The sequence below is a fragment of the Micromonospora aurantiaca ATCC 27029 genome (assembly GCF_000145235.1).
Lineage (GTDB): Bacteria > Actinomycetota > Actinomycetes > Mycobacteriales > Micromonosporaceae > Micromonospora > Micromonospora aurantiaca.
In genome coordinates, this window is record NC_014391.1 from 2,877,260 (window position 1) to 2,903,984 (window position 26,725).

At 68.9% G+C, this 26,725-nt stretch carries 21 protein-coding genes; 18 read left to right on the forward strand and 3 right to left on the reverse strand.

Annotation, left to right across the window (positions count from 1 at the left end; genetic code table 11):
• The first annotated feature begins 89 nt into the window (after positions 1–89).
• The 7 genes from MICAU_RS12630 (at position 90) to MICAU_RS12670 (ending at position 12,196) form a co-directional block, all read left to right on the forward strand.
• Positions 90–2,045, forward strand: a complete 1,956-nt coding sequence (locus MICAU_RS12630; RefSeq protein ID WP_013285700.1) for an elongation factor G — start codon at positions 90–92, stop codon at positions 2,043–2,045.
• Between the two features lie 124 nt (positions 2,046–2,169).
• On the forward strand, positions 2,170–2,988 hold the full coding sequence (locus MICAU_RS12635) for an endonuclease/exonuclease/phosphatase family protein (RefSeq protein ID WP_013285701.1): 819 nt from the start codon (positions 2,170–2,172) through the stop codon (positions 2,986–2,988).
• A gap of 95 nt (positions 2,989–3,083) precedes the next feature.
• The gene (locus tag MICAU_RS12640) at positions 3,084–3,521 is read left to right on the forward strand and encodes a SigE family RNA polymerase sigma factor (protein ID WP_013285702.1); all 438 of its coding nucleotides are present in this window, start codon (positions 3,084–3,086) and stop codon (positions 3,519–3,521) included.
• A 47-nt stretch (positions 3,522–3,568) separates the two neighbouring features.
• Positions 3,569–5,131, forward strand: coding sequence for a recombinase family protein (locus MICAU_RS12645; RefSeq protein ID WP_013285703.1), 1,563 nt, complete (start codon positions 3,569–3,571; stop codon positions 5,129–5,131).
• Positions 5,132–5,803: 672 nt separating this feature from the next.
• Positions 5,804–6,970, forward strand: a complete 1,167-nt coding sequence (locus tag MICAU_RS12650) for a chymotrypsin family serine protease (protein ID WP_013285704.1) — start codon at positions 5,804–5,806, stop codon at positions 6,968–6,970.
• Between the two features lie 3,008 nt (positions 6,971–9,978).
• A complete protein-coding gene (locus MICAU_RS12665) occupies positions 9,979–10,815 on the forward strand; it encodes a DUF2637 domain-containing protein (RefSeq protein WP_041798987.1) in 837 nt (278 codons plus the stop codon).
• A gap of 439 nt (positions 10,816–11,254) precedes the next feature.
• Positions 11,255–12,196 (forward strand): replication-relaxation family protein, encoded by a 942-nt coding sequence (locus MICAU_RS12670; RefSeq protein WP_013285707.1) that lies wholly within the window; start codon positions 11,255–11,257, stop codon positions 12,194–12,196.
• A 925-nt stretch (positions 12,197–13,121) separates the two neighbouring features.
• Here MICAU_RS12670 and MICAU_RS12675 read toward each other — a convergent pair.
• Positions 13,122–13,754, reverse strand: a complete 633-nt coding sequence (locus MICAU_RS12675; protein WP_013285708.1) for a 2'-5' RNA ligase family protein — start codon at positions 13,752–13,754, stop codon at positions 13,122–13,124.
• A 13-nt stretch (positions 13,755–13,767) separates the two neighbouring features.
• Positions 13,768–15,237, reverse strand: a complete 1,470-nt coding sequence (locus MICAU_RS12680; RefSeq protein WP_013285709.1) for a helix-turn-helix domain-containing protein — start codon at positions 15,235–15,237, stop codon at positions 13,768–13,770.
• A 375-nt stretch (positions 15,238–15,612) separates the two neighbouring features.
• Between MICAU_RS12680 and MICAU_RS12685 the strand changes: the two genes are divergently transcribed.
• The 11 genes from MICAU_RS12685 to MICAU_RS12735 are packed head-to-tail and all read left to right on the forward strand — an operon-like array spanning position 15,613 to position 26,025.
• Positions 15,613–17,019, forward strand: coding sequence for an APC family permease (locus MICAU_RS12685; protein ID WP_013285710.1), 1,407 nt, complete (start codon positions 15,613–15,615; stop codon positions 17,017–17,019).
• A 5-nt stretch (positions 17,020–17,024) separates the two neighbouring features.
• The gene (locus MICAU_RS12690) at positions 17,025–18,029 is read left to right on the forward strand and encodes an acetamidase/formamidase family protein (protein WP_425311448.1); all 1,005 of its coding nucleotides are present in this window, start codon (positions 17,025–17,027) and stop codon (positions 18,027–18,029) included.
• Positions 18,030–18,038: 9 nt separating this feature from the next.
• Positions 18,039–18,719: a GOLPH3/VPS74 family protein gene (locus tag MICAU_RS12695; protein ID WP_013285712.1), complete on the forward strand. Its 681-nt coding sequence runs from the start codon at positions 18,039–18,041 to the stop codon at positions 18,717–18,719.
• 24 nt (positions 18,720–18,743) lie between these two features.
• Positions 18,744–19,421 (forward strand): GNAT family N-acetyltransferase, encoded by a 678-nt coding sequence (locus MICAU_RS12700; protein WP_013285713.1) that lies wholly within the window; start codon positions 18,744–18,746, stop codon positions 19,419–19,421.
• A gap of 49 nt (positions 19,422–19,470) precedes the next feature.
• Positions 19,471–20,040 (forward strand): DUF4254 domain-containing protein, encoded by a 570-nt coding sequence (locus MICAU_RS32680; RefSeq protein WP_013285714.1) that lies wholly within the window; start codon positions 19,471–19,473, stop codon positions 20,038–20,040.
• Positions 20,037–21,944, forward strand: a complete 1,908-nt coding sequence (locus MICAU_RS12710; RefSeq protein ID WP_013285715.1) for a hypothetical protein — start codon at positions 20,037–20,039, stop codon at positions 21,942–21,944. The genes MICAU_RS32680 and MICAU_RS12710 overlap by 4 nt, the downstream gene beginning before the upstream one ends.
• Positions 21,941–22,495, forward strand: coding sequence for a phosphoribosyltransferase (locus tag MICAU_RS12715; protein ID WP_013285716.1), 555 nt, complete (start codon positions 21,941–21,943; stop codon positions 22,493–22,495). Before MICAU_RS12710 ends, MICAU_RS12715 begins: the two co-directional genes overlap by 4 nt.
• Positions 22,492–23,568, forward strand: coding sequence for a glycosyltransferase family 9 protein (locus MICAU_RS12720; protein ID WP_013285717.1), 1,077 nt, complete (start codon positions 22,492–22,494; stop codon positions 23,566–23,568). Before MICAU_RS12715 ends, MICAU_RS12720 begins: the two co-directional genes overlap by 4 nt.
• Positions 23,565–24,698: an RHS repeat protein gene (locus tag MICAU_RS12725; RefSeq protein ID WP_013285718.1), complete on the forward strand. Its 1,134-nt coding sequence runs from the start codon at positions 23,565–23,567 to the stop codon at positions 24,696–24,698. Before MICAU_RS12720 ends, MICAU_RS12725 begins: the two co-directional genes overlap by 4 nt.
• The gene (locus tag MICAU_RS12730) at positions 24,695–25,441 is read left to right on the forward strand and encodes an SDR family NAD(P)-dependent oxidoreductase (protein WP_013285719.1); all 747 of its coding nucleotides are present in this window, start codon (positions 24,695–24,697) and stop codon (positions 25,439–25,441) included. The genes MICAU_RS12725 and MICAU_RS12730 overlap by 4 nt, the downstream gene beginning before the upstream one ends.
• Positions 25,438–26,025 (forward strand): histidine phosphatase family protein, encoded by a 588-nt coding sequence (locus MICAU_RS12735; protein ID WP_013285720.1) that lies wholly within the window; start codon positions 25,438–25,440, stop codon positions 26,023–26,025. Before MICAU_RS12730 ends, MICAU_RS12735 begins: the two co-directional genes overlap by 4 nt.
• On the opposite strand, the gene MICAU_RS12740 is transcribed toward MICAU_RS12735, so the two are convergent.
• On the reverse strand, positions 26,008–26,454 hold the full coding sequence (locus tag MICAU_RS12740) for an NUDIX domain-containing protein (protein WP_013285721.1): 447 nt from the start codon (positions 26,452–26,454) through the stop codon (positions 26,008–26,010). The genes MICAU_RS12735 and MICAU_RS12740 overlap by 18 nt on opposite strands.
• Between the last annotated feature and the right edge of the window lie 271 nt (positions 26,455–26,725).

Consider the following 26,725-nt stretch of genomic DNA (forward strand, 5'->3'; position numbering starts at 1 on the left):
AGCGCCGCCACCACGACTGTCACCAGGAGAGACAATGCGAGCAGCTTCCACGCTTCGGACCCTTGCCCGTCCTACCGTGGAGCTCCGCCTTGGCCCTGTTGAACCTCGGAATCGTCGCGCATGTTGACGCCGGAAAGACCAGCCTGACCGAACGCCTGCTCTACGAGGCGGGCGCCGTGGCCGAGCCGGGCAGCGTCGACGCCGGCACGACCCGGACCGACTCGATGGAGCTGGAACGCCGCCGCGGCATCACCATCCGGGCGGCCGTCACCTCGATCACCATCGGCGACCTCAGCATCAACCTGCTGGACACCCCCGGCCACCCCGACTTCATCGCGGAGGTCGAGCGGTCCCTGGCCGTCCTCGACGCCGCAGTGCTCGTGGTGTCGAGCGTGGAGGGCGTCCAGCCGCAGACAGTCGCCATCTGGCGGGCGCTGCGCCGCATCGGCGTACCGACTGTGTTCTTCTTCAACAAGGTGGACCGTGGCGGCGCCGACGTGGACCGGGCGACGGCCCAGGTGCGGCAGCGGCTCGGGGCGCGGCCGGTCCTGCTCACCACTGTCACCGGCCAGGGCAGCCGCGAGGCCCTGGTGCATGCCGTGGACCTCGACGCCGAACCCGTGGTGGCGGAGGTGGCCGAGGTCGACGACGCGGTGGCGGCACGCTGGCTGACCGACCGGCCGGTACGTGTCCGCGACGTCCGCCGGGCGCTCCGCCGCGCGGTACGAGGCGCCGAGCTGGTCCCGGCGGTGTGCGGCTCGGCCATCACCGGTGCCGGGGTACGCCGGCTGTGCGACGTCCTGGCCGACCTGCTCCCGCACGGCGAGGCGCGGGACGGTCCGCCGGCGGGCACCGTCTTCGCCGTCGACCGGGACGGGCGCGGCCGGCGCGCCTGGCTGCGGTTGTGGTCCGGGCGTCTGCGGGTGCGGGACCGGGTGCAGCTCGCCGGCGGTCGTCCGGAGCCGGTCACCGAGATCGCCGTCATCGAGCCCGCCGGCGTGCTGGTGCGCCGGTCGGTCTCCGCCGGGCAGATCGCGGCGGTACGCGGGGTGTCGGCCCGGATCGGCCAGCACATCGGCGACCCGCCACGGCGGCACGGCTACCGGTTCCCGCCACCGACCCGGCAGGCGGTCGTCGAGCCGGTCGACCCGGCGCAGCGCCTGGCGATGTTCGCCGGCCTGGCCGAGCTGGCCGACGAGGACCCGCTCGTGGACCTGCGCCTCGACGAGCAGCAGGCGGAAGCGGTGATCCGCCTGCACGGCGAGGTCCAGAAGGAGGTCCTCGCCGCCCTGATGGAGGACCGCTACGGCGTCCGGGTGCGGTTCTCCGGCACGCTCACCGCCTGCATCGAACGGGTCGCCGGCACCGGCGCCGCCGAGGAGCGGTTGCGCGAGCGCGGCAACCCGTACCTGGCCGGGCTGGGGTTGCGCATCGACGCCGCACCGGCCGGGCACGGCATCGAGTTCCGTCCCGGGATCGAGCCGGGCCGGCTGCCACCCGCCTTCGTCGCCGCCACCGAGGAGGGCGTGCGGGCCGCGCTGCGGCAGGGCCGGCACGGCTGGCCGGTCACCGACTGCACTGTCACCATGACGGCGTCCCGGTACTGGCCCCGGCAGAGCAGGCCGCACCAGAAGTTCGACAAGTCGATATCGACGGTGGCGGCGGACTTCCGCAACCTCGCCCCGGTCGTGGTCGCCGCCGCGCTGCGGCAGGCCGGTACGCGGGTGTGCCAGCCGATCGAGCGGTTCGACGTCAACCTGCCCCGGCACGCGGTCGAGACGGTGCTGGCGCTGCTCGGCCGGCTCGGCGCGGTCGTCCACGACACCGCAGTCGCTGGCGGCTACCTGGAGGTGAGCGGCACCCTGCCGTCCGCCCGGGTGCCGCGGGTCGTCGCCGCCCTGCCCGACCTCACCGGCGGCGAGGCGGTGCTGACCACCACCTTCGACCATTACGCGCCGGTCACCGGCGAGGAACCCCCGACACTGCCCCGGCGCGGACCGGACCCGGACGACCGGGAGGCGTGGTTCCGGGCCGTACCGAGGTAGGCCGCGCCGGGCGGTGACGGGAGCGTTGCGGCGATAGGATCACCGGCGCCCGCCGCCGCCCGTACCAGTTGGAGCCCCGCTGTCAGCGCAGCCGGTCACCCACCTCGCCCGGCGTGTCCGCCGGGTGCTGACCGCGGTGTGTCTGCTCGTCGTTGCCGGGCTACCGGCTGGATCCTCGGACGCCGGCGCCGCCGGCGCGGGGACGCTGCGGGTGCTCCAGATGAACCTGTGCAACAGCGGCCGGGCCGGCTGCTACACCGGCCGGGCCGTCCCGCAGGCCGCCGACGTCATCGCCGCGGAACTGCCCGACGTGGTCACGCTCAACGAGGTCTGCCGCGACGACGTGGTGACGCTTGCGCGTACGCTGCGGGCCGTCCGTGCCGGTGGCACGACGGTGTCCGCGTTCCAGGCCGCCGGTGACCGCCCCTCCGGCGGTCCCACCCGGTGCAACAACGGCGAGCCGTACGGGATCGGGTTGCTGGCCCGCCTCGACGCCCGCGACACGCGGCCGTCGGTGCACCGGGGGACCTATCCGGCGCAGGACCTGACCGACCCTGAGGAGCGGGTCTGGCTCTGTGTCCGGGCCGACGGGCTGCACGCGTGCACCACGCACCTGGCGAACACCAGCGGCCAGGTGGCGCTGGCCCAGTGCGGGCAGTTGCTCGGCACCGTCGTGCCGGGCGTCCGGGGCGGCGCCGTCGGCGCGCCGACCGTCCTCGGCGGTGACCTCAACCTGCGGGCCGGAGGCATGCCGGACGTGCGGTCGTGCGTGCCGGTGGGCTACCGGCGGATCGACGACGGCGGCCGCCAGCAGATCCTGGCGTCGAGCGGCGTGACGATCTGCTGCCGCCGCGCGGTGGACATGCGCGGGGCGACCGACCATCCGGCGCTGCTGGCGACCATGATCCGCTCGTGGCCGGCGCCGCCACCGGGACGGTACTGACGAGGCCTCCGGACACGTGGCGGAATTGGTCCGCCGTCCGTGCAACTTCCCGGGCGGGCGTAGCCGTTCTACCTCCGTCACGAGGAGGCAGTCGATTGAAAGCCGAAGACGAGCAAGCGTTCCGCGAGTTCGTGACGTCACAGATGGCGTCCCTGCGCAAGCTGGCGTACATGACCTGCGGCGACTGGCACGCCGCGGAGGACGCCGTGGCAAACGCGCTGGTCAAGCTCTATCCACGCTGGCGGAAGCTGGAGCGGCCCGATCTCTACGTCAAGACCATGGTCTACCGGGCCGCGATCGACGAGACCCGTCGGCCCTGGCGGCGCGAGCGGTCGGCCGGCGACGCCATGCCGGACGCCGCGGTGCGGGACACGGCGGCGGTGACTGACGAGCGGATGCGCCTGCGGGCGGCGCTCGAAGCCGTCCCGGCGGGACAGCGGGCCGCCGTGGTGCTCCGGCACTACCTGGACCTGAGCCTGGAGGACACGGCCGCCGTGCTCGACTGCACGGTCGGCACTGTCAAGGATCGTTAGAAGCTATGGTCGATGTTGCCTAACAGACGTCTAGGGGGACGGTTCTGATGGTACGGCGGAAGGCCCGGTCGGGGAACCAGGGCCGTTTTGACAGCAAGGACGCGCTGCTGGCCGGGGGCGGGCAGGTGCGGGCGTTGCGGTATCAGCGCGCGAGTCAGGACAAGAAGGAGCAGGGCAAGAGCGTCCACGACCAGGGCGTGCTCAACTTGGCGGAGATTACGAAGCGGTCCTGGACGGACGCGGGGTCGTTCACCGACAACCACCGCTCGGCCAGCCGCCGTGCGACGAAGGAGCGCGAGCAGTTCGAGTTGCTGATCGAGCAGATCCGCGCGGGCAAGGGCGATGTGCTGGTGGTCTGGGAGATCTCCCGCAAGGAACGCGACTTGGCCGTGTTCGTGAAGATCCGGGACATGTGTCACGAGGTCGGCCTGTACTTCTGGCTGGTCGGTGGGGTGTTGTATGACCTGCGGGACAAGAACGACCGGATGATGCTCGGTTTCCAGGCGGTGCAGGCCGAGTGGATGGCCGAGGCGATCCGCGACAACGTGCTGCGCGGCATCGTCGGCGCCGCCGAAGCGGGTCGCCCGCACGGAAAGATCACCTACGGGTATCGGCGGATCTACGACCAGCGCACCCGAGCGTTGCTGCGTCAGGAGCCCGACGACGAGATCCGCACCGCCGTGGCCGCCGACGGGACGGTGACGGAGTATTCCCACGCTCAGGTGGTGCGGGACAACTTCCGGCTCATCGCCGCGGGGATGCCGTTGACGGCGCGGGAAGCCGAGTTGAACCGGCTCGGGATCCCCGCCTCCCAGGGCGGGGTCTGGCGGCGGGGGATCCTGCGCAAGCAGGTGATGAACCCGGCCTACATCGGTAAGCGGGTCCTGCGCGGGGAGATCGTCGGCGACGGGATCTGGCCCGCCCTGGTCAGCGAGGAGACCTACTGGGCGGTGGTGCGCATGCTCGGCGACCCCGCGCGCACCACGACCCGTCCCGGCCGGGCGGTGCACCTGCTGTCCTACATCGTGCGCTGCGGAGTGTGCGACGGGCCGCTGTCCTCGCAGCGGCAGAACCGGCACGGCTGGACCGGGCAGGTGTACTCCTGCCTGCACAAGCGGCACGTCGGAGTGAAAGCACCGATCCTCGACGAGTACGTGCAGCGCGCCGTAGTGGCGTGGCTGTCCCGCCCCGACGTCCACGACATCCTCACCGCCGCCGCTGGCAGCGACGAAGACGTCACCCACGCCCGCGCCGAAGCCCAACGCCTGCGCAGAGAACTCGAAGACTGGCGCCGCCTCGCCGAAAACGGCGACGTCACCGCCATCGCCTACGCCCGCGCCGAGAAAGGCCTCCTCGCCCAGATCGCCGAGCACGAACAACGCGCCGCCGACGCCGGCATCCCCGCCGTGCTCCGCGGACGCATCGGCGACCACGCCGTACAGGCATGGCAAGAACTCGACGGCAACACCCCCGTCAAACGAGAGATCATCCGCCTCGTCGCCGACATCAAACTCCTACCCGCCGCCTACAAAGGCGACCGCAGCCCCTTCGGCCGCCACCGCCTCCACTGGAACTGGAACTTCGACCCCCACCACCACCCGAAGGCCTGACTCGCGCGTTCCAAGATGGAGAAGGTTCTCCCGGCAACCAGCGGTTCGATCGGCAAATTACTCACCTGCGATTGAAGCACAGGCAAGAAGGGCTTTATCGCAGTTGCGCCGCCGTCGGCGCCATCGTCGCATTGTCGTGGTTCGGTAGCGCCCGTTCGAATAGGTGTATGTCGACGACGGTGTCGATGCCATCGGAACTGCTGTTCAAGTCCGATAGAAATTCTCGGCGGCGCGCAGCAGCGCGAGGTCCGATCCAGGATTTGAACTCAAGGCTGGCCGTGACGACGTCGTGAAGTTCGCCGACCCGATCCAGCGTCGCTTCGAGGGCGAAGACGTCTGCGCCGTTCGGTCCGGCTCATCCTCGTCGTGTTTCCGAGGACGGCCAAGGACTGCCAGCTTGGCGTACAGGATCGGCGGCGTTGGCCCGTCGGCACCCAAACTCGTGCGGAAGCAGAGGATGTCGTCCGGCTGCGAGCCTGGACCGAGGCTGGCAGCTGTGTGCCCCAGTGGACAATGGCGGAGGCCCGCCGCCGCCACCGCGAGCCAGGGCAGCCTACGAGGCTGTTGAGGATGAGTAAGGCAACGACGTCTGTCGTTCCCCGAAGTCTTGTGACGGCGAAGCGGCTCTTGCTACCTTCCGTGAACCATCGATCACGCTACTTTGGAGGACCGGTGCGACGACGCACAGCTCACAAGGCTGCCGCGCTCTCGGCGGCGACTCTGCTCGCCCTGGCCGCAACGCCGACAGCGCAGGCTGTGGCCTCTTCCGCTCCAGCCGATGCGACCACTGCCGCCACCGAGGACTATGCGCGGCTCAACAACGTGGGCATCGACAAGGCCACTGACGCAATCAATGACCAGAAGAACGTCGTCGAGTTAATCTCCCGCACCGGCGTCACACTTGGGGTCGACGCCGACGTCTGGATCGAGCAGGACTCCGGTGGCCAGACACTGCGGGTGCGCACCGCGCGAAAAGATGTCGCATCCGCCTTCGCCGAACTGCGGCTGTCCAGCCTGACCACCGTCTCGGTGGTCGATGGAACACCGATCAGCAACAGGCGACCCGAGTTGACGACACAGGTCGAGGCTGCAGTACGTCAGGTCTCCCCGGGGGTGCAGGGCATGTACGTCCGGACGGCAGACGGAGCACTGGTCATCGAAACCACAGACAGCGGCAGTGGGTCAGTAGCTCAGGCGGTGAAGGACGCTACCGGTTTTCCCGAGGTCGTGCTCAAGCACCTGCAGGACGCCGGCGGTGACTCTGGGCTGACGGTCCGGGGCGGGGTAGCGCTGACCAGCTGTACTGCGGGCTTCTCCGCGAAGAACGGTTCCGCCATCGGATACTTCTCCGCCGCCCACTGCGGTCAGACTCAGAACATCTACCCTAACACCGCAGGCACCGGCGTCTGGGAAACCAGCACCAGACAGGCCCAGAACTACGGCGCCAACGCGGACATCGCGTTCTACGGCGTCGCCGTCGGCACCGGGAACTCCATCTCCAACACGTTCTACGGGTCATCCTCATCAAGTCCGACGATCGTCGGGGGACCGCAAGACGTGCCGGAAGGCATTACGGCATGTCATCGGGGCAAGACGAGCGGTTGGAAGTGCGGCACGATCACCTCGATCGCCTACAAGCCGACCTGGTCCGGCGCCTGCCCCGGCACGACATGCAATTCGGTCTTCGTCAGGGTGAGCGCCGACCAGGCCGGAGGCGACAGCGGCGGGCCGTGGGTGAACGGAAGTAACGCGATCGGGATCCATAAGGGCGGGGGTAGCGGGTGGAGCGTATACTCCAAGATCTACCGAATCCCGTCAGGCACAACCCTCTACTACTAGCAGAGTTGGTGACGGATGAATCGTGCTGTTCTGCGCCCCCTGCTCGCAGGCTGCGTGATCATGGCTTGCATGAACGGCTGCTCCCGTTCGCCCGACGATGCCTTTGACGCCGGCTCGGCGACATTTGCCCAATATCGAGACGAGGAGCCAGGCGTCGGCGACAGCGCGCTATTGGAGGGCACCGTCTCGAAAAGAGATGAGTGCCTGAGCGTCACCGATTCCACATCAGGCACGGTCTACGTGCCGATCTTTCCTACCTCCTCACTGAGTCAGCCCAAGTCGCTCAAGACCGGCGACAAGGTCTCCTTGCGAGGAGGATCAGTGGAGGCAGCAGCCCCAGAGGGTGCCCAGTTACCGACCCGATGTCCCACGGCCGGACCGTTTTGGGTCGTCGTGGCTTCGTGAGCGCCCGCCTGCAACGGCAAGAGACGGTGGGCCGAACCGACCGGTCCGGCCCACCGTCTGGGTGTACTGCCCAGGCAGGCTGGTTGAGGTCGTGTGACGACACGGCGTAGATAGACGGGATGACGAAGGCCTCCGGTTGTGGAGTGGAGCTGTCTAGGAACCGCTCCGGCAACCAGGAGGCCTTCGTGTCCCACGCTAACGCCGCTCTGAACTCCTCGTGCACGTCTTCGCCTGGCGCGTTTGATCGTGATCACGGGTCGCCCGGGCCGCGAAACGCTATGACGTGTCCTGGCCTATGGCGAAACGGTGGGCGGCGCATTAATGCCGAGCTCGGCGCTGACGCGATTGGCGACCGGTCGTCACGGCCGCGTTCGGCCGCCACCGCCTCGACTGGCGGTGGAAGTTCGGCCCGCAGGACCAGCGGGTGGCCTGACGACTTGACCTTCAGGCAGAGGTGAGCGTCGATCGTGTCCGTCGTCCCGCCGTGATCGGGCTGGGCGGCGTGACCCGTCGACGGAAGGTTTCTCGCCGTGCCCCGCGAACGACTCAGCGCTCTCGCTGCCCTGCCCGGTGATGTGGTCGATCCGCTGTTGTGGCGGCTCGCCTTCGATGTCGCCGCCGCGCACCAACCGAATGAGCGTGGCAACTGCCGGAATCTGCAGTGTGTCGGGCAGCGGGGCATGTGCGCCGCCGCGCGCGCTGCCCGCCGCGCGATGGCCCTCGCTCGGTCTTCCCGAACGACCGCCTCACGTACCCAACCAGCCCGGGGGGGCGCGACGGTGGTCAAACCTTCCCAGCGCGGTTTCGCCGGTTGGTTCGCGACGCGGTCACCACGTGAGGTGACGCGTCCCGTCAGCCGTTCGGCTAGCCTCCCGCGTTGGTCACCTGTGAGGAGCGCCGTCGCGTAGCGGGGCCAGCATCAGTGGCATGCCCGCGCGAGCGCTCATGCCCACCCGAGCGATGTCACGGCGGGCGTCCGGACACGCCCGCAAGGCCGGGCGGTCACAGTCGAGCGGGCACACCAGGTGCGAGCGGCTGGGTACGTGGTTCGGCCCCCCCCAGACGTTCCAGGCGTCGATCTCGCTGCACTCCAGCTCAATGTCGTAGTGCTCGCTCCGGCGCATCGGATATCTGCCGTCGGGGGCCATGTCCGGGTCGTGCAGGCGTGCGGTGATGACGCCGTCGCACGGCAGCCGAAAGTCGCAGACGAGCTCACCATCGTGTTCCGAGGCGTCGTTCGACCGTGGCGGGCATCCGCATCGGCGCGGCCACCACCCCTTGCCGGCAGTCTGGGCACGTGGTGGGGTGCCCCTGCCGGGCCTGCTGGCACGCGATGCTGAAGGGCACGTCGCGGAAGTACTCGCGGCCCGCTGGCGTGCGTCTGCCGATCTTGGCGCAGACGGCGATCAGCTGGCGCTCCGCCCACTGGGCGCCCTGCCATGCCTCCGAGACCCAGCGACGCTTGATGGTGAGACGGTAGCGACCGCAATCTCGGCTCGTGACGCTCGTGGCGCATGCGGGGGTCGCCGGTGCGGCCCACCGTGATGACCCCGTTGTCGAACTGCAGGACGTGGAGGTGTTCTCCGCCCGGACGCATTGATGTCTACTGACCTCTTGCCGCGGCCGGGGAGTGTAGCGACTGCCTCTGACAGCGGCCGGCAAGGATCGACTGCCGTCGCCATCTGACGATCTTCGCCACGGCACTCGCACTCCGTGGCGCCACCACAGCGGTAGGACAACAGAAGGCCACGAACCAGCGGTTGAGGGCAGAATGTGACCACCCGATTCGCCGCTTACGGAGATCGACATCCCAGCATGCGAGACGTCACAGAAAGATTCTCGACCGCGAATCGCGTGGACGGACAGGAACCGTCACGGACGTAGGCGACATCCATAGCACTCAGGCGGACTGGCGACAAGACTTCGCGGCTGATCTGTTGGAGATCGGTGGTTGACTGGATCGGGTTTCCGGGGCGTAATGGAGAGACGTTCCCGCAGCGTCGGCTGGCGCCGTCGGCCACAGACTCAGCGGGCAGGCACCCCCAGTGGGGGTGCCTGCCGTTGCTGGTGCCGACCCTGTCGGGGTACGTCGAGTGATGGGAGGACCCCATGAAGGATCGTCTGTCGGCGAGTTGAGCCGCCGCACCCACCTGAGCGCCTGCGCGCTATCGGTGGTGGGTTCTGATCATCTGTGGCTCGGCTTGGCCGTTCGCCCTGTGTCCACGCTGTTGACTGCGGCCTGCTGTGCGGGCTGCGGCGACGCCTGCTTGCCCTGCTGCCTGCTGCGTGGGGTCTGGCGTGTTCCTTGACTCGACCATAGTGACTTGCCGTCCCCCGCGCCCACGTGAGGGGTCCGCCCGGCCGGGCGTCACCCGGCAGGGTCGCGCCTGCCCGTACCCGGCTGGCAGGCGCGACCCGCAGGCGATCCGCCCTCGTGCCGCACCTGGAACCCACAACCCCAATTTTGGAGAAGATCGTGACTTCACTCGACAACATCGTCGCTACGGGCCCGGCCGTCACGGCCGCCCTCCCGGTCGTCCACGTCTGGGCGACGACGCCTCACCGGGTGTCATCCGGGCCAGCCGGCCACAGGTGGTGGGCCTTTGGCGACACATGACCAGCGACGTCGCGACCCGCCCGCTGCGGCGGGGCGCGGACGGCAGCGGCTGGAGGACCGCGCCCAGGTGGCGATCATGCTGCTGATCGGCGGGGCGGCCGGCGCGGCGTCGTTCACCCACGTGCATGACGTCGCCGCTGCGCACGGCCAGCCGGGCTGGCTGGCCTGGGCCGACGCGATCGTCCTGGAGCTGACCTCGATCGCCGCCGGTCTGGAGCTGCGCCGCAACCGGCGACTGGGCAGAAGCATCGTTTTCCCCGCCACCATGCTGACCGCAGCGGTGCTGCTGTCGCTTGCCGCGCAGGTCGTCGAGGCCGAGGCGTCGGTGATCGGCTGGATCGCCGCCGCCCTACCCGCCCTGGGTTTCCTGGCGATGGTGAAGATCGCCCTCGGCCGCGCCGACCCCACCCCACCCACCTCCACCGCCCAGCCCGCGCCGACGGAGCTCGAACCGCCGCAGACCGTCGACACGTCGGTCCCGGACAACCGCCCGCCGGTCCCCGTCACCGCCGCCGCGGTCCCGGACCCCGCGACAGCGGTCCCCGCCGTCGCGGACCAACCATCGGCGGTCCCGGACCACCCGGACCACGAGGCATCGACCGACGACGGCGCTCCGGAGGTCACCGCGCTGGTACCGGCCGCCCGGACCGCCGCCCACACCCTCACCGCCGAAGGGACACCTCTGTCCCGCAAGGCCCTCGCCCACCGGCTACGCGCGGACGGGCACCAGTTGTCCAACGCCACCGCCTCAGCCCTCGTGCGCGTCCTGCGCGCCGAGACCACCCCGCCGGCACCGGATCCGTCAGCGAGGGAGGTCGCGTGACAGAACCCGAACCAATGGCTTCTGTCAGGCCGAGCCGACGCTGTCAGACCGGCGTGCGCGCCTGTCAGCACGCCCGCGAGCTGACAGAAGTCGACCGGACCTGCCCACCCGCTCTCGCCCGCTGCGGCGGCAGGCGCACCAACGTCACACCCACTCGCACCCTCTGACCATGGAGCAAGAACGATGATCACCCCGCACCGCGAAGCGCACCAGCGTCACTGGCCCGACCCACACCGACTCCTACCAATCCGTCATTCCAGACCCGGTGGGCCCGGCGGTTTAGCAGTCAGCGCGGATCTCCGGTCTACCGTCCGTCTTGATCCTGACCCCCAACCTGACCCCTCACGGCCGCTCACAGCCCAGGTCAACCCCGCTCTCAGCGCTCCGATGCCGCTCCAGACAGACCCTCAACTCTGGGGTCTCCCCCCTGGGGCTGCCCATGCGTAAACCCATACACAGCGCAGATCCGCTGCTGCGGCTTCAAGCCAGCATCACCGCCCGTGACGACCGGCTATTCGGTTGGCTCTACGACCACGGTGTGCTCACCACCGACCAGATCGCCGCCGCCCTATTCCCGTCCCTGGACTTCACTCAACGCCGGCTGCGCCGCCTCACCCTGCTGCGGGCGGTGGACCGGTTCCGACCTAACAAGGCCGACGGCGGCTCCTACCCGTACCACTACGTCCTGGACCAGCTCGGCTACGACCACGTACACGCTCAACGCGGACTTCCACGAGGCCGCCGGGACCAGGCCCGCCGCCGCAAACAGTCATTGACGTCCCGGCCGGACCTGCCGCATCTGCTTGGCGCTAACCAGGTCTTCATCGACCTCGCCGCCCACGCCCGCACTCACCCCGACACCGACCTGGTCCGCTGGCAGCCCGCGTCGGCCTACCACGAACCAGGCTCCCTGTACCGCGCCGGCGGCGACCCGCAGATCATCATCGCCGGAGCGACCGGCTTCCCCCGTCCGGACGGTGCCGGGGTGTGGACCGAGGACGGACGGTCCGTGCCGTTCTTCCTTGAGTACGACACCAGCGGCGAAAACCTGCAGGTCCTCATCGACAAGGTCATCAAGTACGAGCGGCTGTACATGATGAGCACCTGGGCATGGCCGGTGCTGTTCCACCTCCCCTCCGCACGACGGGAGGCGAACCTGCACCACCGCCTCGCCGCCGTCCCCGACCCGACAAAGGTCATCGCCACCACCAGCGCTGAACTACGCACCGCCTTCGCCGCCAGCCCCGCCCACCAGATCTGGCAGCTACCCGGCCGCGCGGGCCGTCACCGCCTCATCGACCTGCCCTATACCGACACCCGCCACGACGACGAATATCCCGTCCATGACCAGCCCGCCCCAGATAAGCGGGACGCCTCATGAGGTCAGGCGGGACAGGCGGCGCGGACGGCCGCCCTGAACGCCCTACACACCGCCGGACATACCCATGCCCGCCAAACCCGCCAGGGCGGGAGCCGTTCTTCGCATGTGGGCGCGCACCGAGGGCGACGAGAGCGGACAGCCCGCATCGGACGGGACCCGTCAGACTCTGTCAGCAGCGCAGTTCGGCGGCAGACCCGCGCCCGTCCGAGTACTCACACCCGACGGCACGTCGCGGTGAGTCGCTGTGAGTGGCGCACTGTTCACTTTCGTGGCCCCTGGAGGTACCGTCCGCGGCCCTCCACCCGCTGCTCCCGCAATCGAAGTCACCCGACCGGCGACTACGTCGACCCGCCGCCCCAGTCCGGGTGGCGGAGGCCGGCGATCGATTTTCAGAACTCCCTGGTGAACCGAGAGAGGAGATGACCATGGCCCCACACCTCGCCCCCACGCCGCGAGTCGTCCTGGGAGGGACATGGCCGCACGCCGTGACCAGCAATCACGTGCGAACACACCACACCCGTCGCCGCCGACCCCGCCCACGCGGACAGCCGGCTGCGAGGCCCCGACCGCGCGTCCCGAGGCGGACGCTCCACTCCTGCCAGGGACGATGTCGATGGCCCGCTACCTGACCGAACCCGCAACCGAGACCGAGATCCAAGCCTTGGCCGCCGAAGCCGGCCTCCCGACCGTCGACCAAGCCGCGACCCTCGCCCGCCTGCTCCGCCTACACCAACCTGCACCGCCACGCGCCGCGTGACCTGCGCCCGCCCTGTCTCGGGGCGGGCGCAGCCTCCTTCACCCGAACGCCGGCCGAGTGAGCACCCTTCGAAGACGGCAACCCCTGCCGTCCGCGACAAGGTGCGGAGCAAGAAACATGAGCCTGGCGATCATCCCAGGGGGTGACATGGCGGAGGTTGAACAAGATTCAGGAACCGAGTTCTACCGTGGCGTACGGTTCCCACACGTACATGCCCTCGTCGCGGTTGAGGACGATGAGCTGGCACGAGGTGATCAGCGCGTCGGCGCTGATTTTCGGGGCGGCGGAGAGGGCCTCGATGAGTGGCGCTGCGGGACCGTCGGTGTTGGTGTAGGCCAGGCTGAGGTGAGGGTCGTAGGGCTCGGCGGCCTCGGGTACGCGGTCCTGCCCCCAGACGTCGGCGATGGCGGCACGGATGGCGGCGCGGAGTTGCCGCACGGGCTCGATCGGCTCGACGGCGATCTGGATGGACTCGGGATCGACGTGGGGGGTTCCGATGGTGAGCTTGAAAGGTGACAGGCGCGAGCACCGGTCGGTGGCGGCGGCCACGATGGCGTCGACGTCGTCGGTGGCGACGTCTTGGACGAAGCCGATGCCCTGCATGGTGAGGTGAAGCCATCGGTTCGGGATGACGTCGAGGCTGGGCTGCGAGGACAGCAGGGACCGGTACTGGTCAGCGAGCTTCTCGACCTCGGGCTGTCCGTCGAAGGTGATGTGCCAGGTGTAGAAGCGGGAGCCGATGCCCCAACCCGGTCGCCAGTACCAGTGATCACGGATATCGGTGGCGTGCGGGACTGCCATGGGTTCTCCAGGTTCAGGGAAGTTGTCGGGCGGCGCCGGTGGCGCAGAACTCGGTGATGGCTGCTTGGACATTGCGGGCCTCGATGCTCGCGCGCAGTGACGGGTTGCCGGCGATGTTGCGCCCGACGCCACGCAGGCGGTGCACCAGCGGGTCGAGCCGCTGTTCGGGTGGCAGAGCGAGCACTGGTGACAGGACCGAGACCGCGCCGTCGAGGCTGCCGGCTTTGAGATGTGCTGCGGCGGCCCAGATGCGGATCTGGGCGAGCGTGCCGTACGCGACCGAGGGGTCCGCGGCGGCTTCCGTCAGGGCGTGCTCGGCATGTTCGATGGCGTTGGCGGCCTCGCCGATGCGGAGCAGCACTGATCCAGCGTAGTTGTGTTGGCGTACCGTGCCGCAGGCGAGGAGGCCACCCACGGGGTCGCTGCTTGCCTGTTGGCGGGCTTCCTCGGCTCGTTGCAATGCTGCCCGTGCCGGCTCGACGGCGCCGATCTCCGCCCACGCGTCCGCTTCTTGGCACGCCAGCATGACGGCCGCGCTGCCTTCGGCGGCATGGCCGTAGCCGCGCACGGCGGCGTTGGCCGCGTCTTCGAACCGCCGCTCCCACAGGTGGGTCTTGCTGACCGTGGAGAGGACCCAGGCGCGGAGGGTGCTGTCGCGGACGGTCTCGGCGCACATCCAGGCGGTGCGTGCCTGGGACTCGGCTGCGGCCGGATGCCCGAGATCGCCGGCCATCCAAGCGAGCAGTGTGCAGAGGTAGCCCGCCCATGTGTAGAGCTCCCGAGACTGATCAGGATTCTGGCGCCCGGTCTGCAGAAGGCGGAATACGCGATCCGCCAGGAGCCCGGCCCGCGCGTAGACGACGACAGGCGGCTCGGTCAGGTAGTCGACGGCGATCCTGCGGGTGGAGGCGGCGACATCGTCGAGGGTGAAGGGCCCGACGTTGGAGGCTTGCGCCCATGCGCCGAAGCTCGCCGTGCGTTCTGACACCGCTATCACCAGTTCCGTCTCGTCCTGCAGAGCGCCCAGGTCCCACCGCAGAGGCTCAGCCATCGCGCCAGGCGGTGCTGAGGATGTGACCGATGGCGCAGGCATCGGGGCGGCGCTCCTGCCGCTCACCGCCGCTCGGTCTGCTTCCGGCATAGCGGTCAGGTCGTCGAGGTCGACCAGACTGCTCGGTTCGGTGCCGAAGACCTGCGCCAGTGCGTTCAAGGCGGCCAAGGTGGGCCGACGACCGCCGAAGGGCCACCGCTCGTAGTCGCTGATCCGCGCCCCGGTGAACGTCGCCGAACCGTTTCCTTTAGCGTTCAGTCTCTCGGCTACCGCGTCCTGAGTCCAACCATGGGCCTGGCGGAAGGCATCCCGGGGGCGTAGCCCGAAGCGGCGCTGCAGCTCGGCGGCGATGGCGGCCGGGGTCACTCCGAAACCGGCCAGTGTCTGGCGTACGTGATCACGCTGCGCCTTGGTGCCCGTCGTCCTCGCCATTGCGGTCACCTCCTACCTGCGGCCTCCTGTCGCACGGTATCGCCCCTCTCATCGGAATCGGTACGGGGCGCGGCGAGGCCAGCGGCCCCGGGGTGGGTAGCTCGTCGCTAATTGATCAAAGTATCTGCAGTTCGTGGGCATGCACGGGTGGGGAAAAATCTCACCACTAATGGGAATCCACTCACGTGGATGCGCTTGGCAAGCTTGCTGAGCCGGATCACGGTCGGTCCGGATGTAGCCACCACCAGTGACGAATGGAGTGGCTGCCACAGCAACGTCAACTGCGGATGCCCGTCGCCGTCGGGTCGTTGACGGCCACCCGGCAGGCGTCTCTCCGCGCCCTGCTCGCGCTTCTCATCCTCGTGAGGATTACCGATGACAACCTCGAACGACCTGGCCCGCTACGGCTATCGGCAGGAGCTCAGCCGCCAGCTGCGGTTTCGGGACCTGTTGGCGTACGGCCTGGTGTACATGGTCCCGATCGCGCCGATGGCGATCTTCGGCAGCGTCTACACGGGCTCTGGCGGCATGGTGGCCCTCGCCTACGCCATCGGCGTGGTGGCGCTGGTGTTCACCGCGTTCTCGTACGCGCAGATGGTGAAGGCGTTCCCGATGTCAGGCAGCGTCTACAACTACGCCGGTCGGGGCATCAGCCCGCCGGTCGGGTTCCTCGCCGGCTGGGTGATCCTCCTCGACTACGTGCTCGTTCCCGGCCTGCTGTACCTGGTGGCGTCGGTGGCGATGCACTCCACGGTGCCGGCGGTGCCGGTGTGGCTGTGGCTGCTCGGGTTCGTCGCGGTCAACACCGTTGTCAACTCGGTCGGCATCCGCATGACGGCGGTGGTCACTCGGGTGATGCTCGTCGGTGAGCTGATCGTCCTGGCATTGTTCCTGGTCGTCGCCGGTTGGGCACTCGCGACGGGCACGGGCCGGTTCAGCTGGGATGCGTTCTACAACGCCGACACCTTCACCTGGTCCCTCGTGGCGGGGGCGGTGTCAATCGCGGTGCTGTCGTTCCTGGGCTTCGACGGCATCTCCATGTTGGCGGAGGAGACCCGTGACGGCGCCCGGCAGATCGGCCGGGCGATGGCGGCCGTGCTCGTCCTGGCGGGGGTGCTGTTCATCGCGCAGACATGGCTGGCGGCGATGCTCGTGCCCAACCCCGGCGGGCTGCTGGCCGAGGGCGACGTGCACGGCACCGCCTTCTACGACGCCGCCGCGGTGGCCGGCGGGAGCTGGCTGGCGACGGTGTGCGCGGTGGCGACCGCGATCGCATGGGGGCTGCCGAACTCGATGGTCGCGCAGGTCGCCACGTCCCGGCTGCTGTACGCCATGGCCCGCGACCGGCAGCTCCCCGCGTTCCTGGCGAAGGTGTCGGTGCGCCGCAGCGTGCCGATCAACGCCACTCTGCTCACGGGTGTCGTGTCCCTGGCCCTGGGCTTGTACATGGCCACCCGCTCCGACGGGATCACGCTGTTGTCGTCGCTGATCAACTTCGGGGCGATGGTGGCGTTCCTGGTCCTGCACGTCTCCGTGGTCGTGCACCACCTGATCCGCCGTCGCAGCGGCAACTGGTTCGCGCACCTGCTCATGCCCGCCGCCGGGTTCGTGATCCTCGCCTACGTGGTGGTGAACGCCAACATCGCCGCCCAGCGCCTCGGCCTGGCCTGGCTGGGCCTCGGCGTGCTGGTCCTGGCCGGCCTGTACCTGACCGGCCGCCGGCCGGTGTTGTCCGGCCTGGCCTCCACCCAGGCCGCTGGGCGTGACATGGAGCGGGTGTGATCGCGATGAGTCACTTCACCTACCGTCCCGCCCGTGACGAGTTGGCCTACACCTTCGGTGGACGCCTGCCGGTGGCGCACGTCCGCTCCGGCGACCTGATCACCGTGCACACCGAGGACTGCTTCGGCGGCCTGGTGCGGGGGCCTGCGGACCTGCCGTCGCAGGTGTGTCAGATGCCGTACCTGAACCCGGTGTCGGGGCCGTTCTTCGTCGAGGACGCCGAGCCCGGCGACACCCTCGCCGTGCACCTGCTGTCGATCGAGCCGACCCGCGACTGGGGTGTGTCGGCGACGTTCCCGTACTTCGGGGCACTCACGTCGACCTCGCACACGGCCACGTTGCAGCCGCCGCTGGAGGAGCGGGTGTGGGTGTACGGCATCGACGGGCACGCGGGCGTCGTTCGGTACCGGGCCACCGCCAGTGACCACATGGTCGAGCTGCCGCTGGATCCGATGATCGGCACCATCGGCGTCGCGCCAGGTGGCATGGAGTCCCGGTCCACGATCGTCCCGGACTACTACGGCGGGAACCTCGACACCCCGGAACTGCGCGCCGGGACCACCCTGTATCTCGGGGTGAACGTGCACGGGGCGATGCTCGCCCTCGGCGACGGACACGCCCGCCAGGGCCACGGCGAAGTCTGCGGTGTCGGCGTGGAGATCGCCACCGTCACGACCCTCGCTGTCGAGGTCATCAAGGGTACCGACACCGCCTGGCCGCGTCTGGAAACCGACACGGCGATCATGTCGGTCGGCTGCGCCCGCCCGCTGGAGGACGCCTACCGCATGGCCCACCAGGACCTCACCGGCTGGACCGTCGACCTGTGCGGCCTGCACACGCTGGATGCCTATCAGCTCATCTCGCAGGCCGGGCGGGCGCCCATCGGCAACGTCTGCGATCCCAACTACACCGTTCTGGCGGCCATCGACAAAGCCCTGCTCCCGCAGCGGCAGGCTGCCTACCGCGACGCGCACGCCCGGCTGCGGGCCCTTGCCGCTGTGCAGGGATAGGGGCCTGGGATGACCACGTCGATACCCCACCTGTCGCTGCGCGACGAGCTGTTCCTGCTCGGGCACCACGACGACACCGGCCAGCCGCACCTGCACCGCCAAGCCCTGGCCCTTGGCATGGCCGGCGGTGTGCTGATCGACCTGTTCCTCGCCGGGCGGATCACCATCGACTCCTACGCCGAGCATCCGGCTGCGGACTGGTGGCTACGCCTGAACTCCGACCAGCCGGTCGGTGACCTGATTGCCGACACTGCCCTCGCCGCGATCCGGTACTCCCGTGCGACTCCGACGGTGAAGGCATTTCTGCGTAGCTTCGCCGACGACCTGTATGAGCGCACTCGCGCCGGACTCATCGCCGCTGGGATCCTGCGCCACACCGCCCGCCGCCGCCTCGGCGGCCTGGTCCGCGCCGACGCCTACCTCCCCACCGACACCAAATGGGCTGTCGTCGCCCGCGCCCGTCTGCGCTACCTCGCCGCCGGCCGCGAACAACCGGACAACCACACCGCCGCGCTCGCCGGACTCGTCGCCGTCCTCGGCCTCGCCGACCACCTCTACCTCGACGACGACACCGCCACCCTCACGGCCCACCTGAAGACCATCGCCGCCCAGCACCACCGCCCCGTCCGGGAAATCACCGCCGCCGTCGACGCCGCGATCGGTGACCTCGCCACCGCCACCTACCGATAGACCACCGAGGAGATGACAACAGCCGTGGACCCCAGCGTTCGTATCCGTGCCGCCCGCTGGACAGACAGGCAGGCCGTCGCTGCGTTGATCGCCGACGCCCTGCACCCCAGCCCGCTCGGTGCCTGGCTGGTACCGGACGCGGCGCAGCGCCGCCGGGTGATGACCGACGTCGTCGCGGTGTGGGTGGAGCACGCGATGTTCTTCGGCGACGTACACCTCACCGACGACCTCGCCGCCGCCATCGTCGGCTTTCACCGCTACCGACCGATCCCGCCACCGGCCAACTACCCGACCCGCCTCGTGGAGGCCGCCGGAGCACACGCTGAGCGCTTCAACACCCTTGATGGCCTGATCGCACAGCAGCAGCCCACCGAACCGCACTACCACCTGGCGCTCCTCGCCGTATCCCCAACGCGGCAGAAGGCCGGCTGCGGCAGCGCCCTGCTCAGCCATCACCGCGCCCGCCTCGACCGCATCGGCCTGCCCTCCTGGACCGCCGTTCCCGCAGAACCCGAGCACCTGCTCGCCCGCTATGGGTACACGCTCCGCCCGCCCCTCACCCTGCCGAACGGGCCGAGCCTGCGACCCATGCGCCGTAACCCCTACCGCGCCAGTAATCCAATGCCGATCAACTCCCCGCGTCCGGTCGGCAACCGCTGGCAAGACAACACCGCCCATACCGGCACCACCCTCCGGCCCTGACAGACCGAGCACCGGCCGCCGCCCTACCAAGGACCAAGGAGGCTCACCCATGCCCCTCCGTTCCGTCGGTCACCTACCACTCGCCCCCGACCCGCAGCGTTGTCCACCGCTGCCCAGCTCAGACCTGATCACCAGTACGTTCGGCGGCCGTCCGCAGGTTCTGCCAGAGGCTTGGGCAGTGCCCCTTCACGCGGCGTCCCGGCTCGCCTCGCACCACCGCGAACAATGGGCGGCGGAGACAATCTCCCGCGACCCATCCGCTGACGACCACGTGGTGGCTGCTGCCAAGAGATCGATCGACCGTCTCAACGCCACTCGCGTCGCTCTCATCGGGGAGATCGACTCTTGGGTTGAGCACGTGATCCGGCCTGCGGGCGGGGCACCGTTGCACACCGAGACGATCGGCTCCGTGATCGACCGCCTGGCCATCGCGTGGATTCGGTGGAGGCGATTCTCGGAGACCGCCCAGCTGGACCCGAGCGACGTCGATCCTTCGCTGGCGCTTCAGCAGTTCACCGAACTCACCGAAGCCTTCGACACCCTTGTGCTCGACATCCATGAAGGTCGCCGCCGCATTCCTCACTGGCGCACGCTCAAGAGCTATCGGGAGCCGCGATGAGGACCGCCGTCACCCTCAACGGCGCCGACAACGTCGGCAAGACCACGAACGCCCGCTGGCTGGCGTCGGCGATGCCGGATGTCGAGTTCACCGGGACAGTCGATCGGTGGGACCGGCGATGGGCCGAGGTGTCGCGACGAGACTTCAGTCAGTGGTGGTTCGTCGACAGCACCACCGACGAACACATCGACCTTGTCTTCAGCTCCCACGCCGCGCGGTGCGGCGGTGGCGGCCCCTTGGCTTTGGAGGACCGAGGTTGGCCGATGCTTGTGGCGACCTGCGCCGCGACAGCGGCGATCAAGGACGGCATCTCCACCACCGAGGCGCTCGCGCAAGTCGAGACCAAAGCACGTCGCTACGCCCCCGCGCCGCGCCGTGAGCTGCACCTGCTACTGCGCCACAGCGACCAGCCGGTAGTCGAGGCGCACCACGCCGTGGCACGTGAGCCTGTGCCGACCACCGAACGCTACATCGAGTACCAGCGGCGACTGGCCGAGGCGATCGGCCTACAAGTCGATGGCGGGGAGTACGAGGCCATCGTGGTGCGCGGGGACCGCCCACTCCTTGATGTGCAGCGTGAAATCCGTGAGGCGCTGACGCAGCTCGACGTGCCCGTCGTTCCGCTGCCGCCGGACCGGATCCAGCGCCTGTGGGTGCTCGCTGGTATGTCCGAGAGCGGCAAGAGCACGGTCGGCGAGTTGCTCCGCACGGAGCACACAGCCACCCGGCTGAAGATCGGCTACCTCATGCAGCTCGCCGCCGATCGGCTCGGGGTGGCCGATCCGTATCGCGAATGGGGCGAGCTGACCCAGGCGCAGATGCTCACGGAGGAGATCCTTCGATTCGCCGCGCTGAACCCGGGCTCGCACCGGATCAGCCTGGAGAGCGCGCACCGCTTCGACGCCACAGCACATCTCCGCAGGATCTGGGGGGAGCGCTGCGAGATTGTGTTCCTCCGCCTTCCGGACGGGCTTCGCGCGCAGCGCGCCACCGAGGCCATGGAGTCGCTCTCCGCCCGCGACGCGATCAAGCGAAGCCGGGGCGGAGACCGCATCGCGTCAATCGCCGACACGGTCATCGACAACGGCCGCAGCCTGGCCGCGCTGAAGAGGGCGGTTACAGAAGTTGCTCACCGCAGGTCCGGGGCCAGGGTTCCGCCGCGTGCGGACACGGCCATCCCGGAGGGGCTGCAAGCGGTACTCGCGGACTGCGTCGCCAGGCTGACCGATTCTGAGACCGCGCTCGTCGCCGCCACGGGGAGCCTCGCCCATCAGGGCTGGCAATCGGGATGGAGCGACATCGACCTACTTGTCGTACGCGACACGCTGCCGCTGCGCTGGCTTCAGACCAGGCGTGTACCCCAGAGCGGACCGGCGGGGGAGAAGATCGCGCTGTCGTCGTTCACCACCCGGGAGATGCTCGCCGGGTTGGTCCCACCCCGAGTACTGCACGCGGTGCGGCAGATAGCCCGCGATGGCTGCGGCCTGCTCTACCGCCGAAGCGACCTCGTCCTCAACGCCTTCGACGCACCAACCGACGACCGCGCCTCACGCAGCGAGCTGCCGCTCGTGGCGATGGTGTTGCGGCGACTCGCCGCGAACCCTGAGCCCGATGTCCGCGCTGTCTACAAGCACGTCGTGCTGATCATGAAAATCATCCTGCGCGCCGACGGGGTGGACCTCGACGCCAGCGAGGAGGTTCGTCTCGCCTTCACCACCAGCCATCCGGACGCCGACATCGACCTCCCGGCGGTGGCCGAGGTCAGTGGCGACCGGTGGCGACAGGACGAAATTCTCTCCCATCGGGTCCGCGGGGCCGCCGCCAAAATCCTCACCTACCACGACGTGCTCGGCTGCTCGGTCGCGTCCAACACGCTCCAGACGGAAGGATCAGATCTTCGATGACCACCGCCTTTGACGAGGTTCTGCACGCCGACCGGGTGACCCGGCTCGGGGTGGGAGACACCACTCGTCCGATCCGCGTCGTCCACGGCCTTGATGGCATCCGCACCGACGTGGGCGCGGAACAGGTCCTGGCGACGGGACGCAGCTTGTGGAAGCGGTGGTGCGAGCACCCGGCGTACCGGCCGCACGATGTTCTCCTGGGCCTGGATGCCGGCGGCATCGTGCCGACGATCGCGGTGGCCTGGGCCAGTGGTAGCCAGTATCGGCTCGCCTGGAAAGTCAACCTCGACCTACCCGGGAAGCTCGTGTTCCACGAACCGCATGCCCGGCGTCTTGAGGTCTTCGCCTACGGCGACTTCGAAGGACTGCGCGTCCTCATCGTGGACGACGAGATCACCACCGGACTCACTCTGGCCAATCTCGTCGAGGCGCTTCGCGCGGCCGGCGCCGACATCACCGGCGCGCTCTGCCTCGTCGAAGACACCGCTGGCGAGGGCCGGCAACTACTCGAACGCAACGGGGTCCCGCTGTGCGTACTGACAACGCTGTGACCCTCGTCGAGAAACCGGTGTGCCACCGCGGCGGGCGGTACCTCGTCCGACGTGAACAGGCGCCGCTCGGCCGGCTCCTGCCGTATCGACGAGCCAACGGAGAGATCCCGCCGCGACGGGCACGGCTCGACGCGGTACGTGAGACCGGGTGGCGCGTCGACTTCGGCTCTCGCGGACTCGGCGACCTGCTGCTCGGCCTCGCCATGGCTCGGGCACTTCACGACGCCACACACGATCAGTTCGAAACACTGGAGTACGCCGGCAGGCGGGCGGACCTAATCGCCCGGTGCACCCTTCCAGTCACGGTCACGTACGGGGACGGGCACCAACTGGGCACGCGGAGCAGCGATAACGCCTTGGAATTCGACGCGGTACCGGAATCGCCTCCGACGCTGCTCGACCTCGTCGACGTCGACGTTGTCGAGGTCCATGCGGCGCTGCCGATGCGCTACTACCTCGACATCGAGCAGACCCTCGGCGCCAGGCTCCCCGCATCCGGTGATCCGTGCCCCAGGTTCCGGTCGACCGTCGCAGCGCCAGACCCATTCCACGTGGTCTTCGTGGCCACGACGAGTCGCCCCGACCGCAAGGACTACGGCATCGACAACTTCGCCGCCCTCGCCAAACACCTGAGGGCCCGCCACTCGGGCGCCTGGCGCTTCAGCCTGGTGACACCACCGGGCCACCAACCTCCGGCATTCGTAGGTCAGATCGAAGTACTTCACGGACCAACGGCGGTCGACTGCATTGACCTCTTCGCCACCGCCGAGCTGGTCATCGGCAACGACACCGGCCTGACCCATCTCGCCGCGCTCACCATCCGACCGGACGGCACCCAGCCGCACGTGGTCGGCCTCTACGGACGGCACGGCTACGCCAAGTGGATCACCGGATCGCCACACCACCACGCGGTGGCCACCCCGTTCTCGCACCTGATGTCGGTCGCCGATGCGTGTCCCGTGCGGGACTGCTACGACGACACTCTCTGGTCAACCGCGAGCGACCTTCGCGCCATCCCCATCAAGGACATAGCCGATTTCGCGGGGCAGCGCGCCGGCTGGTGGCCTCGATGATCCGGGTCGCCCGCTACCGCCGCTTCACCATGAACCGCACGTTCCACCTCGACATCGGCCCGCACCGCCTCTTCGCCAAAGTGAACCCGAACCCCGTGGAGGCCGCCGCCGAAGCCGCCGGATACCAACGAATCCGCCACCATTACCAGGTACCAGGGCTGCATTCCCAACACCGCATCGGGCACTGGACCCTCACCCTCTATGACCGCCACCAACCCGATCTCCCGGACACGGGCCTCCTCCTCGACGCTCTCACATCGACCGACGGAGACAGCACGGCCAACCTCGATCGTGGGCTCGAAGCGATCCTCCAGCACTACCGCCGAACCATCGACGCGACCATCTGCCGCGTCCCCGCCTCGCGCACCAACAGCAAGCTCTACCGCGACCGGGTCCAGCCCCGCGGCAGGCTGGACCACTACTACGGTCACGACCCGATCGTGCTCAAACTGGCCGACGCCGACGGTCTCCGACCCTCCGAGCTGCGAGAGACCACCCTCATGGTCAACGGACAGCCCCGACGGCTCGACCTCCATGCCCTCGTCAGCGAGCTACGCGACGCCTTCCAGCCCGACGAGCAGGTCTGGGCCGCGATGACCCAGGGCGACCCCACCGACTTCAACATCGGCCTCGACACCGACAACCAGCCCGTCTGGTTCGACTACGACACCGCAGGCCTCAACGCCCTCCCCGGCGAGATCGCCTGCTTCCTGTGGTACCAGAGACTGCACGGCGCCTGGCTCGTCCCTCACTACAACCCCGGCGCCTACGCCGACCACAGGAGGTCACTCGCCGAAGCTGTCGAGCCCACCGTTCGGCTCAGAAGACTCTCCCACCGAGCCGTCGGCATCGACTATGAGCACCAACCATCGCCGGCCCGGCAGCAAGCCATCACCCGATATCTCACGACGCTTGCCCGGCCGCTCGCACTCTCCGCCGCCACCGACCTGCTCACCTGGATACGCCCGTACCTCGCCATGCGGATCCTCGCCGTCTACCCACTACAGCTACTGGAACCCCGCGACGCTGCTCTGTCGCTGGGCCTACTCGCCGACCTCTACGCACCCGACGCCGCCCTGGAGCAGATCCTCGGACTCACCACTCAGACGCCAGCGGAGCCGCCCTCATGAGCCGCCCCATCGCCGTCATCACCGGAGCAGGCACCGGCATCGGAGCGGCCATCGCCGCCCGGCTGTCAGCCACCTTCGACCTCGTCCTGACCCACCTGAACGACGACACCAACCTCGCTGCGGTCGTCGAGGCCGCCCGCCACCACGGCGCACAGACCCACACCGTCACCGGCGACCTGACCGCCGCTGACACCCAGACCGCACTCCGCACCAGTATCGAGCAACACGCCACCCAACTCGCAGTCCTGATCAGCAACGCCGGCGCGTACCCCCGCATCCCGTGGAGCCGGACGGACCTCAACGTCCTTCGCGACCAGCTCGAACTCAACCTCGTCACGCACGCCGCCGCGATCCGCGCCACCACACCAGCCTTCGTCAGCAACAAATACGGCCGCATCGTCGCCGTCTCGTCAGTCATGACCCAGATCGGACGCGTCGACCTCGCCGGCTACATCGCCGCGAAAAGCGGCCTGGAAGGACTCGTCCGCGCGCTCGCCCGCGAACTCGGTCCCCACAACATCACCGTCAACACTGTGCGGCCCGGCTCGATCGAGGTCCCCGCAGAACGTAGCGTCGTACCCGATCACGAGGCCATGGTCGGACGCCAGCTCGACCGACAATGCATCAAACGACGGGGTCAACCCTCGGATATCGCCGCCGCCATCGCCTTCCTGGCCACCCCGGAAGCGGGCTTCATCACCGGCCAAGCGATCAACGTCGACGGCGGCTGGCACCTGTCATGACGACCCTCTGGATCCGCCACGGAGCCAGCCTCGACGGGATCACCAGCCCCCACGCCCATGCCCGACCCGACACGCCCCTCACCGCGCGCGGCGCGGCACAGATTGCAGCCACCGCCCGCGCACTTCGTGACTGCGGTGTCCGGCCTGCAATCGTGTTGACCAGCCCGCATCCGCGCGCCGCCACAAGCGCGGAGATCCTGGCTGCGCTGCTCGGCGTGCCGCTCGCCGCTCCCAACCCGCTGTACGCCGAGTGGCGCGCCCCCGACTGCGTCCTCGGCAAAGGACCGGAAAACTACCCAGCCGAGTACCGGACCTGGCGCACGGACCGGCTCCGCGACTCGGACTCGGCCCTGGCCGGCGGCGAGAGCCTTACAGCGCTTTACGAACGGGCGACGGCCGCCTCGGCGATTCTCGGACACGTGCGTGAAGGAAACACAGCATTGATCGTCTCGCACCGAGTGTTCATCGGCGCGGTCGCAGCGATCACCGCCGGAGCGAGCCGCCCCCAGGACGTGTTCCAAGCCGCGCGCCGCTTCACGCTCGCACCGGCAGGGATCTGGCCCGCCTTAGCTGAACTCCGATAGCAAAGCATCGGCGTTCGCGAGGATGAACTCCTTCAGAGCCTCAGGCTTCAGATCCACCTCAGGAAGGCGGTCGACGGCCACCCGGTCCAGGGCATAGCCACCACGACCCGGATCAGTGAACTCTGCACCCGTACGAGCGCTCTCGTCGACCCGGGCGAGCCGGCAGGAGACGAAGTGCTGTACGGACACTCCCTCGCCTGACGGCGAGCTGAAGAGGAACACCTGGCTAAGCCGCTCTGCCTCCGCGCCCAACTCCTCGCGCAGCTCACGTCGCAGGGCTGCATCGAGGGATGCGTCAGTCGGTTCAAGGCCGCCACCGGGCGCAGTCCAGTAAGGCGCTTGGCCGGGCTTCGTCCTCTTGATCAATACGAGCTGATCACGTTCGTCCCACAGGATCGCCCGTACCGACCGACGCAGAATCTCACGCATGTTGACCCCTATCGACAGCTGGCAGGGCGCAGGCGAATCGAAGCTACACCGTGTGACCTACCAAGGACGAAACCCTAACCTGACGGCGTTCTTCGAACTCCGCACGACAACCTGATCGCCGCCAAGCACCGTCAGGGGACCAACCGACGCAGTCGCGGTCGCCGCCCAACTGCACCTGTCCCGCTTCGAGGCTCAGGAACGGTCCATGCCCCCCGTGGCCGCGGCTGGCCATGCTTCCGCAGGTGCCGCTAACCGTGCCTCATGCTCCGAG

What these genes read in the sequence shown, in the direction of transcription:
- MICAU_RS12740 (WP_013285721.1), bottom strand. Translation starts at nt 26,454, where the DNA reads ATGCGTGAGATTCTGCGTCGGTCGGTACGGGCGATCCTGTGGGACGAA.
- MICAU_RS12675 (WP_013285708.1), bottom strand. Translation starts at nt 13,754, where the DNA reads ATGGCAGTCCCGCACGCCACCGATATCCGTGATCACTGGTACTGGCGA.
- MICAU_RS12645 (WP_013285703.1), top strand. Translation starts at nt 3,569, where the DNA reads ATGGTACGGCGGAAGGCCCGGTCGGGGAACCAGGGCCGTTTTGACAGC.
- MICAU_RS12715 (WP_013285716.1), top strand. Translation starts at nt 21,941, where the DNA reads ATGACCACCGCCTTTGACGAGGTTCTGCACGCCGACCGGGTGACCCGG.
- MICAU_RS12710 (WP_013285715.1), top strand. Translation starts at nt 20,037, where the DNA reads ATGAGGACCGCCGTCACCCTCAACGGCGCCGACAACGTCGGCAAGACC.
- MICAU_RS12670 (WP_013285707.1), top strand. Translation starts at nt 11,255, where the DNA reads ATGCGTAAACCCATACACAGCGCAGATCCGCTGCTGCGGCTTCAAGCC.
- MICAU_RS12735 (WP_013285720.1), top strand. Translation starts at nt 25,438, where the DNA reads ATGACGACCCTCTGGATCCGCCACGGAGCCAGCCTCGACGGGATCACC.
- MICAU_RS12690 (WP_425311448.1), top strand. Translation starts at nt 17,025, where the DNA reads ATGAGTCACTTCACCTACCGTCCCGCCCGTGACGAGTTGGCCTACACC.
- MICAU_RS12725 (WP_013285718.1), top strand. Translation starts at nt 23,565, where the DNA reads ATGATCCGGGTCGCCCGCTACCGCCGCTTCACCATGAACCGCACGTTC.
- MICAU_RS12680 (WP_013285709.1), bottom strand. Translation starts at nt 15,237, where the DNA reads ATGGCGAGGACGACGGGCACCAAGGCGCAGCGTGATCACGTACGCCAG.
- MICAU_RS12685 (WP_013285710.1), top strand. Translation starts at nt 15,613, where the DNA reads ATGACAACCTCGAACGACCTGGCCCGCTACGGCTATCGGCAGGAGCTC.
- MICAU_RS12730 (WP_013285719.1), top strand. Translation starts at nt 24,695, where the DNA reads ATGAGCCGCCCCATCGCCGTCATCACCGGAGCAGGCACCGGCATCGGA.
- MICAU_RS32680 (WP_013285714.1), top strand. Translation starts at nt 19,471, where the DNA reads ATGCCCCTCCGTTCCGTCGGTCACCTACCACTCGCCCCCGACCCGCAG.
- MICAU_RS12695 (WP_013285712.1), top strand. Translation starts at nt 18,039, where the DNA reads ATGACCACGTCGATACCCCACCTGTCGCTGCGCGACGAGCTGTTCCTG.